The 12,825-nt window shown below is 66.3% G+C and carries 14 protein-coding genes; 9 read left to right on the top strand and 5 right to left on the bottom strand.

What is annotated here, in order from left to right:
• The first annotated feature begins 118 nt into the window (after positions 1-118).
• From kynU to TSH64_RS18250, 3 genes are read left to right on the top strand one after another with little or no spacing between them, the layout of a single operon-like run.
• Positions 119-1,312 carry a kynureninase gene (kynU, locus tag TSH64_RS18260; RefSeq protein WP_109447062.1) on the top strand — a complete coding sequence of 398 codons (1,194 nt, stop codon included), beginning with the start codon at positions 119-121 and terminating at the stop codon, positions 1,310-1,312.
• Complete coding sequence (gene kynA / locus TSH64_RS18255; RefSeq protein ID WP_109447060.1) at positions 1,309-2,160, top strand: tryptophan 2,3-dioxygenase; 852 nt, start codon at positions 1,309-1,311, stop codon at positions 2,158-2,160. The genes kynU and kynA overlap by 4 nt, the downstream gene beginning before the upstream one ends.
• A gap of 17 nt (positions 2,161-2,177) precedes the next feature.
• Entirely contained in the window at positions 2,178-2,990 is an 813-nt protein-coding gene (locus TSH64_RS18250) for an alpha/beta hydrolase (protein ID WP_247873016.1), read from the top strand.
• Positions 2,991-3,020: 30 nt separating this feature from the next.
• Here TSH64_RS18250 and TSH64_RS18245 read toward each other — a convergent pair whose 3' ends face one another.
• The 4 genes from TSH64_RS18245 to TSH64_RS18235 form a co-directional block, all read right to left on the bottom strand.
• Positions 3,021-3,551 carry an AAA family ATPase gene (locus TSH64_RS18245; RefSeq protein ID WP_247873015.1) on the bottom strand — a complete coding sequence of 177 codons (531 nt, stop codon included), beginning with the start codon at positions 3,549-3,551 and terminating at the stop codon, positions 3,021-3,023.
• A 92-nt stretch (positions 3,552-3,643) separates the two neighbouring features.
• Positions 3,644-3,799, bottom strand: a complete 156-nt coding sequence (locus TSH64_RS35935) for a hypothetical protein (RefSeq protein ID WP_199237599.1) — start codon at positions 3,797-3,799, stop codon at positions 3,644-3,646.
• Between the two features lie 22 nt (positions 3,800-3,821).
• Positions 3,822-4,124, bottom strand: coding sequence for a cytochrome C oxidase subunit IV family protein (locus TSH64_RS18240; RefSeq protein ID WP_247873014.1), 303 nt, complete (start codon positions 4,122-4,124; stop codon positions 3,822-3,824).
• Positions 4,125-4,135: 11 nt separating this feature from the next.
• Positions 4,136-4,750, bottom strand: coding sequence for a cytochrome c oxidase subunit 3 (locus TSH64_RS18235; protein WP_109447056.1), 615 nt, complete (start codon positions 4,748-4,750; stop codon positions 4,136-4,138).
• Positions 4,751-4,980: 230 nt separating this feature from the next.
• Here TSH64_RS18235 and TSH64_RS18230 point away from each other — a divergent pair, with 230 nt between their 5' ends.
• From TSH64_RS18230 to nirK, 6 genes are all read left to right on the top strand, one after another.
• Positions 4,981-5,433, top strand: coding sequence for a cytochrome c (locus TSH64_RS18230; RefSeq protein ID WP_109447054.1), 453 nt, complete (start codon positions 4,981-4,983; stop codon positions 5,431-5,433).
• A 13-nt stretch (positions 5,434-5,446) separates the two neighbouring features.
• The gene (locus tag TSH64_RS18225; protein ID WP_109447052.1) at positions 5,447-6,796 is read left to right on the top strand and encodes a cbb3-type cytochrome c oxidase subunit I; all 1,350 of its coding nucleotides are present in this window, start codon (positions 5,447-5,449) and stop codon (positions 6,794-6,796) included.
• 76 nt (positions 6,797-6,872) lie between these two features.
• Positions 6,873-7,676: an AAA family ATPase gene (locus tag TSH64_RS18220; RefSeq protein WP_109447050.1), complete on the top strand. Its 804-nt coding sequence runs from the start codon at positions 6,873-6,875 to the stop codon at positions 7,674-7,676.
• Between the two features lie 25 nt (positions 7,677-7,701).
• Positions 7,702-9,618: a VWA domain-containing protein gene (locus TSH64_RS18215; protein WP_109447048.1), complete on the top strand. Its 1,917-nt coding sequence runs from the start codon at positions 7,702-7,704 to the stop codon at positions 9,616-9,618.
• A 19-nt stretch (positions 9,619-9,637) separates the two neighbouring features.
• Entirely contained in the window at positions 9,638-10,186 is a 549-nt protein-coding gene (mog, locus tag TSH64_RS18210; RefSeq protein ID WP_109447046.1) for a molybdopterin adenylyltransferase, read from the top strand.
• Between the two features lie 147 nt (positions 10,187-10,333).
• On the top strand, positions 10,334-11,401 hold the full coding sequence (gene nirK, locus TSH64_RS18205; RefSeq protein WP_109447044.1) for a copper-containing nitrite reductase: 1,068 nt from the start codon (positions 10,334-10,336) through the stop codon (positions 11,399-11,401).
• 313 nt (positions 11,402-11,714) lie between these two features.
• On the opposite strand, the gene TSH64_RS18200 is transcribed toward nirK, so the two are convergent.
• Complete coding sequence (locus TSH64_RS18200; RefSeq protein WP_109447042.1) at positions 11,715-12,734, bottom strand: SDR family oxidoreductase; 1,020 nt, start codon at positions 12,732-12,734, stop codon at positions 11,715-11,717.
• Between the last annotated feature and the right edge of the window lie 91 nt (positions 12,735-12,825).

The raw sequence follows: 12,825 nt of genomic DNA, 5'->3' as shown, positions 1-12,825 counted from the left end.
TTTCGCGGCCTCCGGGACAATGGCGATTTCCTATCGTCTGATACGCTTGATTGTCGCAACAATTTGCAATCCCAGCGATAGATCGGCATCCTTTGCCGGGGAAGGAGCAGTCAGATCGATGACCGATTTTCAGAAGACCCGCGCCCGCTTCCGCATTCCGGATGGCGTGATCTATCTCGACGGCAACTCGCTGGGACCGCTGCCCATCGGGGTGGAGGAGCGGGTGGCCCGTACCCTCGCCCGGGAATGGGGCGGCCAACTGATCCGCGGCTGGAACAGCGCTGGCTGGATGGTGCAGCCCGGCAAGGTCGGCGACCGCATCGCCCGGCTGATCGGCGCGCCGTCCGGCAGCGTGGTGGTCGGCGATACCCTGTCGATCAAGGTCTATCAGGCGCTGGCCGCGGCCCTGGCGATGCGGCCCGACCGCCGGGTGATCCTGTCCGACAGCGGCAACTTCCCAACCGACCTCTACATGGCGGAAGGACTGATCGAAACGCTGGGTCGTGGCCATGTCCTGAAAGTCGTGGCGCCGGAGGAGGTTGAAGCGGCAATCGGCGAGGAAGTCGCCGTTCTGATGCTGACCCAGGTGGATTACCGGACCGGCCGGCTGCACGACATGGCGGCGCTGACCGCCAAGGCCAATGCGGCGGGGGTGGTGACGGTGTGGGACCTCGCCCATTCCGCCGGTGCGCTGCCGGTCGATCTGGCCGGCGCCGGGGCGGACTTCGCGGTCGGCTGCACGTACAAATACCTGAATGGCGGACCGGGAGCGCCAGCCTTCATCTATGTCGCCCCGCAGCATGCGGAGACGGCGCGGCCGGCCCTGTCCGGCTGGATGGGGCATGAGGCGCCCTTCGCCTTCGATCCCTCCTACCGTCCCGGTGCGGGGGTGGAGCGCATGCGCGTCGGCACACCGCCGGTGATCGCGCTGGCGGCACTCGACGCGGCTCTGGATGTGTGGGACGAGGTCGAGATGGCCGATATCCGCCGCACCTCCATCGCGCTGTGCGACCTGTTCATCGGGCTGGTCGAGGCGCAGTGCCCGATGCTGGAGCTTGTCTCCCCACGTGACGGCAACCGGCGCGGCAGCCAGGTGTCGTTCCGCCATCCACAGGGCTACGCCATCATGCAGGCGCTGATCGACCGCGGCGTGATCGGCGATTTCCGGGCGCCGGACGTGCTGCGCTTTGGCTTCACGCCGCTCTATATCGGCGAGGCGGAGGTGCGCGGCGCGGTCGCCGTGCTCAAGCAGGTGATGGATGACGGGCTTTGGGACCGGCCCGACTACCACAGGAAGGCGATGGTGACATGAGCGGGCAGGATACCAAGAAGCCCTACGATTCGGCAGCGGAGGGGGCCGAAATGGCCTTCGATGGGCGGATGTCCTATGGCGACTATCTGCAGCTGGACCGCATCCTGGGTGCGCAGACTCCACGCTCCACCGCCCATGACGAGATGCTGTTCATCGTCCAGCACCAGACGTCGGAGCTGTGGATGCGGCTGGCCGTCTACGAGATCCGCGCCGCCCGCGAGGCGATCCGCGAGGACCGGCTGTCGCCCGCCTTCAAGATGCTGACCCGCGTCGCCCGCATCTTCGAGCAGCTGAATTCTGCCTGGGACGTGCTGCGCACGATGACGCCCAGCGAATACACCCGCTTCCGCGACGATCTCGGCCAATCCTCCGGCTTCCAGTCCTACCAGTACCGGGAGATCGAGTTCCTGCTGGGCAACCGCAACCCGGCGATGCTGCGCCCCCATGCCCACCGGCCGGACATCCATGCCCTGCTGGAACAGGAACTGTCGCGGCCCAGCCTGTATGACGAGGCGCTGCGCCTGCTCGCCCGCAACGGCATTCCGGTTCCGGCCGAGGTGCTGGAGCGCGACGTGTCGCAGACCCACCAGCCCCATGACGGCGTGACCGAGGCATGGCGGATCGTCTATCAGTCGCCCGAAGCCCATTGGCCGCTCTACGAGCTTGCCGAGAAGCTGGTCGATTTCGAGGATTACTTCCGCCGCTGGCGCTTCAACCATGTCACGACGGTGGAGCGGGTGATCGGCTTCAAGCGCGGCACCGGCGGGACCGGCGGCGTGTCCTACCTGCGCAACATGCTGGCGGTGGAGCTTTTCCCGGAACTCTGGCGGGTGAGGACGGTGCTGTGACGGAACTGCACAGGATCATGGATTGGGACGACGCCTACAGCAACGGTGCCCACATTCCCGGCGGCGACGCCTACCCCGCGCGCTGGGCTGAGCGGGCGGCAGCTTTCCGGAGCGAACGCGCAGCCGCCGGACGGGCGGAGCTGGAGTTGCCCTATGGCGAGGGGGAGCGGGAGCGCTACGACCTGTTCCGGCCGGAGGGAGCCGCCAAGGGCACCGTGGTCTTCGTCCATGGCGGCTACTGGATGGCCTTCGACAAGGCGCGCTGGTCGCATCTGGCCGCCGGGCCGCTTGCACGAGGCTGGGCGGTCGCCATGCCCAGCTACACGCTGTGTCCCGAAACCCGGATCGCCGGCATCACCCGGCAGATGGCCCGGGCGGTGGAGGTCATCGCAAGGGCTGAGGCCGGACCGCTGCGCCTGACCGGCCATTCCGCTGGCGGTCATCTGGTCAGCCGGCTCGTCTGCGCGGACGCCCCGCTGTCGGACGATGTCCGGGTGCGGGTGGAGCATGTCGTCTCCATCAGCGGCCTGCACGACCTGCGCCCGCTGCTGAACACCCGCATGAATGCCACGCTGCGGCTGGACGAGGCGGAGTCCGCGGCAGAAAGCTCGGCGCTGCTGCGCCCGCAGCCCGGCATCGGCATTACCTGCTGGGTGGGTGCGGACGAGCGGCCGGAGTTCGTCCGCCAGACGGAGCTGCTCGCCAATGTCTGGCTTGGATTGGGCGCTGCGACCGCGCTGCGGTTGGCGGAGGGGCGGCATCACTTCGATGTCATCGACGATCTTGCCGACCCGGAGTCCGATCTGGTTGCGGCGTTGCTCGATTCTTAGGGGGCTACGCCGGGGCGGAGGGAAGCCGGGCTATCTCTCCAAGCCCCATAGCCGGTAGCAGTCCTTGATCGCGCGGATCGACGGCAGGCGAATTTTCGGCAGATCGGCCTGATCGAACCGGGCCGCATTGCGGCTTCGGTTCCGCGGAGTGACGACGGCGATGTGATGGATCATTCCCCATTTGACGCTGTCGCGCCCGCCATTCAGGGCGCCAAGCCGCTCGCGCTCGAACCAGGTCCGGCGGAAATACCGCAGCAGGCTGGTCGGCATGGCGATGTCCAGCATGATCAACCCGGTCGCCCGCACGAAACGCTGCTGCATGCAGACGGAGTAGTTTCCATCCATCACCCACCGGTCGCCGCCGATGGCGTCATCGTGCAGGCGGACGAACTCTTCCCTGGGGCGGGGCTCCCAATCGGTGCCGGGCCGATGGTAAAGCTGGTCGAGGTGAATGACCGTCAGGCCGCACTTTCGCCCGATGGCCGACGCAAGGGTGGATTTGCCGCTGTTGGACGGTCCCAGGATGCAGATGCGCTGTCCCAAATCCTCAAGCTGCATCATTTCCGCTTTTCCCGCCCGACGCCGATCCGAACCGGCGATCTTACGCATACGGATCGTCGGGTCCAGCGGCGTCGATGGCGGGCGGGCTCCGATTATTGGGTAAAGAACATCGCGGCGAACACGGTGGCGGTGGCGGCGATCACCGTCACCAGTCCATTGCGTCCCAACGCGCGCTGGCGATAGAGCGCCACCGCCATGGTGATGACGGCGATGCTGGTCAGGATCAGGCCGAGCTTGGCTTCGGTCATGGCGGCTTCCCCCGGTCTTTTTTCAGTGTGGGCCGACCCAGCCCAGGGTGCCGGCGGCGGTGATCAGCAGGATGGCTCCGCACAGCAGGACCAGCCATCCGGTCATCAGAAACCGCCAGCCCGGACCGGCATGGTCCAACTCCAGATAATGCAGCAGGATTTCCCGCCCCTTCGTCACCGCCAGCCCCAGCAGCAGCGCCGCCCCGGCGATGCCGACATTGCCGCCCGCATCGCCATGGCGCGCGAACAGCAAGGTGACGGCGGTCAACCCCATCAGGATCAGCCAGGACAGCGCCAGCCGGTCGATCGTCTTGAGAAATGTCATGGCCTGTCCTCTCAGCGGATCAGATAGACGAGCGGATAGAGGATCACCCAGACCAGATCGACCATGTGCCAGAAGGCCGCTCCCGTCTCCAGATTCTCCACCAGCGTGTCGGGGCCGGAGCGGCCGACCAGCAGCAAAATGACGATGCCCAGCACCACATGCAGGGCGTGGAAACCGGTCAGCAGGAAATAGAGGGTGAAGAAGCCGTCGGTGTCGATGGTCAGCCCGGCTCCCAACGTCGCCGAATATTCCACCGCCTTCACCGCCAGGAACACCGACCCGACGGCCGCCGCCATCAGCATCGCCCGGCGGGCCTGCGGCACGGCACCGCGCCGGCCGGCGGCAACCCCCTTGGCGGCCAGATAGCCGCTGGTCACCAGAACCATGGTGTTCAGCGCGCCGGCCGTGCCGTTCAAATGGGCCTGACCGGCGGCAAAAATCGCCGGGTCCAGCACGCGGGCGATGGCGAAGCCCAGGAAGGCGACGCCGAACACCGCCAGTTCGCTGAAGATCAGGATCCACATCATCAGGTTGCCGGGCAGGGCGGCAAGGCCGCTTCCCCGCTCCACCGGACCCGCGGCTTCCGCACCGCCGGTCTCCAGGCCCGTCATCTCAACGTCGGCCATATCTACTATCCAAAGCTTGTCATCATGTACGCGAATGATAAGGCGGCGATCCGCGGACCGGCTTGACCGCGGTCAAGGAATGCCCTTCCTCCACGGTCAATTATTCGCCCGACCCGTGGCGATAGGACGCTGCGACGCCCGGCTTCCCGCCTCCGGCCTCGCGCACCCGACGCCCTTCCGAACCGACCCCCTCTCGACCGACAGATCGAGATTTCCAGGGATCCCAAGCGATGACCGAACGCTTCACCAAGGCGGCCGCGCGAAACATCTTCTATGGCGGATCGCTGTTCTTCTTCGCGACCTTCGTCGCGTTGACCGCACTCAGCCACAATTACATCGTCAATACCAGCACCGACAAGAAGACGCTGACCGATGCGGTCGCCCGCGGCAAGCATGTGTGGGAGAAGAACGCCTGCATCAACTGCCACACGCTGCTGGGCGAGGGCGCCTATTTCGCCCCCGAACTGGGCAATGTCTGGCTGCGCTATGGCGGCGACAAGGACCCCGAGGGCGCCGTGATGGCGCTGAAGGGCTGGATGGCGGCACAGCCGTCCGGAATTGAAGGCCGGCGCCAGATGCCGCAGTTCCACCTGACCGAAGGCGAGGTCGAGGATCTCGCCGCGTTCCTGGAATGGACCAGCCGGATCAACACCCAGAACTGGCCGCCCAAGCTGTCGGGCTGAGGAGATTTCCGTTATGAAGTACGAATCGCAAAAAGTCGCCCTCTATTACTTCGCGGCCGCCATGGGGCTGTTCGGTGTGCAGATCCTGGTGGGTCTCCTGGCCGGTACCGTCTATGTCCTGCCCAACACGTTGTCGGAGCTTCTGCCCTTCAACATCATCCGGATGATCCACACCAACTCGCTGATCGTCTGGCTGCTGATCGGCTTCTTCGGCGCCGCCTACTATCTCGTGCCCGAGGAGGCGGAGACCGAGCTTTACAGTCCGAAACTGGCGCTGATCCAGCTCGGCCTTTTCGTCTTCGGCGCGCTGGCGGCGGTCGTTGGCTATGTCTTCCGCATCCATGAAGGGCGGGAGTTCCTGGAACAGCCGCTGTGGATCAAGGCCGCCATCGTCGTCGTCGCGCTGATGTTCCTCTACAACATCACGATGACGGTGCTGAAGGGCCGCCGCACGGTCATCACCAACATCCTGCTGGTGGGCATGTGGGGCATCGCTCTGTTCTTCCTGTTCTCCTTCTACAACCCGGCCAACCTGTCGCTGGACAAGATGTACTGGTGGTACGTTGTCCATCTGTGGGTCGAGGGCGTGTGGGAACTGGTCCTGGCCTCCATCCTCGCCTTCCTGATGATCAAGATGACCGGCGTCGACCGTGAGGTCGTCGAGAAGTGGCTGTACGCCATGGTCGGTCTCGCCCTGTTCAGCGGCATCCTCGGTACCGGCCACCATTATTACTGGATCGGCACGCCCGGTTACTGGCAGTGGATCGGCTCGCTGTTCTCCACGCTGGAAGTCGCCCCCTTCTTCACCATGGTCGTCTTCGCCTTCATGATGGTGTGGAAGAGCGGCCGCCGTCACCCGAACAAGGCGGCGATGCTGTGGTCGCTGGGCTGCGCGGTCTTCGCCTTCTTCGGCGCGGGGCTGTGGGGCTTCCTGCACACGCTGGCGCCGATCAACTACTACACCCACGGCACCCAGGTCACCGCGGCGCACGGGCACCTCGCCTTCTACGGCGCCTATGCGATGATCAACCTTGCCATCATCACCTACGCCATGCCCTACCTGCGCGGCAAGCAGCCCTACAACCAGATCCTCAACATGTGGAGTTTCTGGCTGATGAGCGGCGGCATGGCCTTCATGACCTTCGCGCTCACCGTGGCCGGCGTCGTTCAGACCCATCTGCAACGGGTCCTGGGCATGAGCTACATGGAGGTCCAGGAGCAGATCGCGCTGTTCTACTGGATGCGGCTTGGCGCCGGTTTCGCCGTGGCGGTGGGCGTCGCGCTTTACCTCTACGCCGTCTTCGGCCCGGCCCGCGAGGAACGGCCCGCCTCGATCCCGGCCAGCTACCAGCCGGCCGAGTGACGTCACCTTCGGCCCCCGCAACCCACCGGATGCCCGGTCGTTGCGGGGGCCGTTCCATTCACGGAGTTCCATCGCGATGCCCGACAGCGCCGTCCCCATCCTGCCGTCCCTGCCGTTCTATCAGCCGACCGCCGACGAGTGCGCGCTGTTCGAGCATGCCTACACTCATCGCTTGCCGCTTCTGCTGAAGGGGCCGACCGGCTGTGGCAAGACCCGCTTCGTCGCCCATATGGCGGCCAGGCTGGGCCGGCCGCTCTACACCGTGTCCTGCCACGACGACCTGACCGCCGCCGACCTGACCGGCCGCTATCTGCTGAAGGGCGGGGACACCGTCTGGGCGGACGGGCCTCTGACCCGTGCCGTGCGCGAGGGCGCCATCTGCTATCTCGACGAGGTGGTGGAGGCACGCAAGGACGTCACCGTCGTGCTGCACCCGCTGACCGACGACCGCCGCATCCTGCCGCTGGACCGCACCGGCGAAACGCTGGAAGCGCCGCCGGGGTTCATGCTGGTGGTGTCCTACAACCCCGGTTACCAGAATGTGCTGAAGGCGCTGAAGCCCAGCACCCGCCAGCGCTTCCTGGCCGTCGAATTCGACTTCCCGCCGCCGGAGCGCGAGATTCCCATCGTCTCGACCGAAAGCGGCCTGCCCGAGAACCGCGTCGTCCCGCTGGTCCGCCTCGCCAACGTCCTGCGTGCCCTGAAGGGCCAGGATTTGGAGGAAGGCGTTTCGACCCGCCTGCTGATCTATTGCGCCACGCTGATCCGCTCCGGCATGAAGCCCGAGCGCGCCATCCGTGCCGCCCTGATCGAGCCGCTGACCGACGACCCGGACATCCGCGCCGCCCTGCTGCGCGTCGCCGAGGTCACGCTGGGCTGATCTGAAAGGGCCGAGGGCTATCGCCATGCTGGAGTTTTTCGAGCCGGAAGAGACCGTCGGCCGTTTGTGGCACCGCCTCATCGGCGGGCGGTCGAGCTATCCGCACCATCCGGATGCAGCCGTCACGCTGGAGACGATGCGCCCGCGGCTCGCGGTGTTCTTCCGGGCGCTGGGCGGCGACCGTGGCGTGCGGCTTGCCGCCGGAAGCGCTTCGGTGTCGGGGCACCGGCTGTCGCTGCTCGGCCGCATCGGGCTGGGGGAAGAGCGGGTGGAGCGGGCGGCACTGGACGGCAATGTGCTCCAGTTGCCCACCGCCATCGACCTGTTCCCCGATCCCGTCCTGAACGAGCGGCTGTATGAATGGCTGGCCGCCTTCTTTGCCAATGCCGAGGGCGAGCCAGCCCCCGCCGACCCGTTGCAGGCCGATGTGCAGGCGCTCCGCAGCGCCGCCACTACCACCGCGCGGGTTCTGACGCGCTGGCCCGGCCTGTCCCGCATGCATGCGGAACTGGCCCGCGCCGTCGCCGCCATCCGCCCCGCCCGCCGCCCGCCGCCGGTCGAGGCCGATGTCGAGCGCGCCGTCCTGGCGCTGCTCGGCGCCGGTGCCGTCACCAGCGACGGCGCACGCATGCTGGCGCCCAACGTTCCGCTGTCGGATTTCACCGCCCCTTACGGTTATGCCCGCATGCTGCCGGTGCCGCTGTGGGGGTTGGTGTCGCCAAGCGTCGGCCGTGACGCTTCCGCTGCCGTCGAAAGTCCCGGCGAAGGCGGACAGGCGGCCGAGGGCGACCAGCGCCGCCGGGCCGCGACGCGTCGGCAGACCGACCAGATCCAGCGCAACGACCCGCTGATCCTCAACCGCTTCGAGAAGATGCTGAGCCTTGCCGAGGCACTGAACATCCCGCGTGCGGTCGATGACGACGATGCGGAGAATGCCCGCAAGGCCGCCGACGATCTGGACGAGATCGCCGTCGGCGCGCACCAGCGCAAGGCATCGACCACGCTGAAGCTCGACCTCGACCTTGGCGCACCGGTGGTCGACGACACGCCGCTGGCGACGACGCTGACCTATCCGGAATGGGATCATGGCCGGCAGGCCCATCTCCCCAACCACTGCCGGGTGATCGCGGAAACCGCACCGGCCGACGGCGACTCTTGGCAGCCCGATGCCGCCGCCCTGCGCCGCATCCGTCAGGTGCGCCGCCAGTTCGAGGCGTTGCGCCCGCGCCGCATGCTGTTCACCGGTCAAGCCGACGGCGACGAACTGGATCTGGCCGCCCTGGTGCGCAGCCGGGCCGATCTCCGGGCCGGCGGTTGCGGCAGCGACCGTGTGCACCAGCAGGTGCGCAGCGCCGCCCGCGATCTGGCGGTGGCGGTGCTGGTCGACGGCTCCTTGTCGACCGATGGCTGGATCGAGGGACGACGGGTTCTGGATGTCGAGAAGGAGGCGCTGCTGGCACTGAGCCATGGGCTGACCGCCTGCGGCGACGACCACGCGCTCTATTCCTTCACGTCGCGGCGGCGCCACTGGGTGCGGGTCCAGACGCTGAAAGGCTTCGAGGAGCCGCTGGGGCCTCCCGTCACCCGCCGGGTCGGTGCGCTGAAGCCCGGCTACTACACCCGCATGGGGGCGGCGATCCGCCATGTGACCGCGCAGCTTGCCGACCGGCCGAACCGGCACCGGCTGCTGGTTCTGCTGACCGACGGCAAGCCGAACGACGTCGATCATTACGAGGGCCGTTACGGCATCGAGGACACGCGGCAGGCGATCCGCGAAGCGCGGCGCGACGGGCTGGCGGTTTTCGCCATCACCGTCGATGCGCAGGCCCGCGACTATATCCCGTATCTGTTCGGACGCGGCGCCTATGCCATATTCCCGCAGGTTTCCCACCTGACCAAGGCGTTGCCGGCACTCTACCGGCAGGTCACCTGCGCCGCCTGAACGAAAAGGACCTTGAGACATGACCGCACCGGCGAAGATCGACCCCGTGAAGATCGGTATCGTCACCATCTCCGACCGCGCCAGCCGCGGCGTCTATGAGGACAAGGGCGGCCCGGCGATCAACGAGGAGCTGTCACGCATCATCTCCTCCCCCTGGGTGGCGGAAGCGCGGGTGATCCCGGACGAGTTGGACCTGATCGCCTCCACCCTGGTCGAGCTGTGCGACGTTGCCGGCTGCGGTCTGGTGGTGACCACCGGCGGCACCGGCCCCGCCCCGCGTGACGTGACGCCGGAGGCGACGGAGCGGGTCTGCGACAAGATGATGCCGGGTTTCGGCGAACTGATGCGGTCGGTCAGCCTGCGGGTGGTGCCCACTGCGATCCTGTCGCGCCAGACCGCCGGCATTCGCGGGAGCAGCCTGATCGTCAATCTGCCGGGCAAGCCGTCCGCCATCCATGATTGCCTGGAAGCGGTGTTTCCCGCGATCCCCTATTGCCTGGATTTGATCGGTGCCGGCCGGATCGAAACCGATCCCGAGATCTGCGTTTCCTTCCGTCCGAAATCATGACGCCCAAAGTCATTATACTTAGTGTGGAAATAAAAATGAGCATGCGACAAAATAGCGTTCGGTAGTTACACTTGACGGCGGTCAAGCATCGATCTCGGAAGCGGGAGGAATATTACCTCACAAGAAACATTCAACCGAGACGACGCCATGAAGACCAAGCTCTCTCTCGTCACCGTCAGCACCGCCGCCCTGATGATCCTGTCCGGTATCGGTGCCGCCTCGGCCGCCGACACGCTCTATGCCGACCCGAAGGTCAAGCAGCCGACGGTCAGCGTCGTCCAGGACCCCGCCGCCGTGCCGGCTCCGGAGAAGGCCGGCAAGCGCGCGCCGAAGACCCACAAGGTCTCGCTGATGACGACCGAGGTCGAATCCAAGCTGGACGATGGCACCACCTACACCTACTGGACCTTCAACAACACGGTTCCGGGGCCGATGGTGCGGGTGCGGGTCGGCGATACGGTGGATGTTTCGATCTCCAACGCGCCGGAATCGACGATGAACCACTCCGTCGACTTCCACGCCGCGACCGGCTTCCTCGGCGGCGGCCAGATCACCCAGGTGGAGCCCGGCCAGACCAAGGCCTTCAGCTTCAAGGCCCTGACCCCCGGCGTCTATGTCTATCACTGCGCCACGCCGATGGTTGCCCACCACATCTCCAAGGGCATGTACGGCCTGATCGTGGTGGAGCCGGAAGCCGGCCTGCCGCCGGTCGATCACGAATTCTATGTGATGCAGCAGGAAATCTACGCCACCAAGGCCAAGAACCTGGCGAATGCCGAGGACGACTATGACGGCCTCGTCAACGAGCGTCCGAGCTATCTGGTGTTCAACGGCACGGTCGGCGCCCTGACCAAGGACAAGCCGCTGAAGGCCAAGGTCGGCGAGACGGTTCGCCTGTTCTTCGGCGTCGGCGGTCCGAACCTGACCTCGTCCTTCCACGTCATCGGCGAGATCTTCGACAAGGTCTATAATCTGGGCGGCCTGGAAAGCGAGCCGGCCAAGGGCATCCAGACCGTCACCGTCGCCCCCGGCGGCGCCACCATGGTGGAGTTCAAGGTCGATTACCCCGGCAAATATGCCCTGGTCGACCACGCGCTGAGCCGCGCAACCAAGGGCCTGATCGGCATTCTGGAAGTCGAAGGCAAGCCCGACGACAGCATCATCCTCGACAAGAGCGGCGACAGCCGCAAGAAACTGGGCGAGATGCAGCACTGATCCTGCCTATGGATTAAAACAAAGCCCCTTTCCCGAGAGGGAGGGGGGCTTTGCATATCCAAAAACAAAGAAGGGCCGCCGTTTCCGGCAGCCCTTCCATTGTCAATCCGTGTGTCGTCGACACCACGGCGCAGTCCTTAGCGGACCGAAATCCCTTCCGCGAAGAAAGAGACCTCGGCCTTGGCGCTCGACGACGAGTGAGACGGACAATGAGACACGAGATCACCTCCTTTCAGTTGTTGACGTACGACACCCTATATAGGCGGCAAGGCGGAGGCCGCAAGTGCCGCCCCTGACCGCTCCGCTGTGACATTTACCGGTGAGTTGCCCGGCTCATCATGAAGCCCAGCCCGCCTGCCAGGATCAGGCCGGCGGCCATTGCCAGCCCCCTCGCGGCGCCGCTGGGTGCGGTCAGGCGCAGGCTGTTGTGCGGCAGTCCGAAGCGCCCGCGGGCGCGGTGCAGACCGTAGACGGGGTGGTAGAGATTGTCGGGCCGGCCGGGGATTTCCTGCTCCTCCGTCATCTGGCCCTCCACCGCAGTGTTGGCGAGGTAGCGGTCGGCAAAGCCCGGCGCCAAAAAATTGCCGAGGATCGCCTGCATTGCCGATCCGCCCAGCCAATATTCCCGGCGGGGAGTCTCGGCGGCGTGCAGGATCGCACGGGCGATGTCCTCCGGCTGGAAGATGGTCCCCATCGGCCGGGCCCGGCGCGGCATGTGGCTGCGTGCCCAGTCGAATTGCGGGGTATTGACCGCCGGCAGATGCACGGTGGTCAGCCCGATCCGGCTGTTGTCATGGATCAGTTCGGAATGCAGGCTGTCGATGAAGCCAGTGATCGCATGCTTCGCCGCGCAATAGGCGGACTGCAGCGGGATCGACCGGTAGGCCAGTGCCGAGCCCACCTGCAGGATCGTGCCGCTGTCCCGCAGCCGCATCCGCCGCAAGGCCGTCTGGATGCCGTAGGCGGAGCCGAGATAGGTCACCTCGGTCACCCGCCTCAACTCCTCCGGCGTCACGGCATGGACCGGCCCGAAGACGGTGACCATCGCCACGTTGATCCAGACGTCGATGGGGCCGAAGGCGTCCTCCAGTTGGTCGGCGGCCGCCTCCAGCGCGTCGGGGTCGGCGACGTCCAGCGGCAGGACCAGCGCCCGGCCGCCTAGCCGTTCGACCTCCGCCTTCACCTCTTCCAGCGCGTCGGACGATCTGGCGATCAGGCCGATGGAGGCTTTGCGATAGGCGGCGAAGGCCAGCGCCGTTGCGCGGCCGACCCCGGCGGAAGCGCCGGTGATGCAGATGACGGGAGACTTCTGAACGCCGTTGGTCGGTTGCATGGCGAAGGTCCTGTCTCAGGTATCCGGGCGTCAGGCCGCCGGCGGGATGCGCCGGCTGCTCCATCCTGTCCAACCCCCGGCACCGCTCGCG

It is taken from the genome of Azospirillum sp. TSH64 (genome assembly GCF_003116035.1).
Lineage (GTDB): Bacteria > Pseudomonadota > Alphaproteobacteria > Azospirillales > Azospirillaceae > Azospirillum.
The sequence above is the reverse complement of the archived record's forward strand: the minus strand, read 5'-3'. Positions and strand labels throughout refer to the sequence as shown.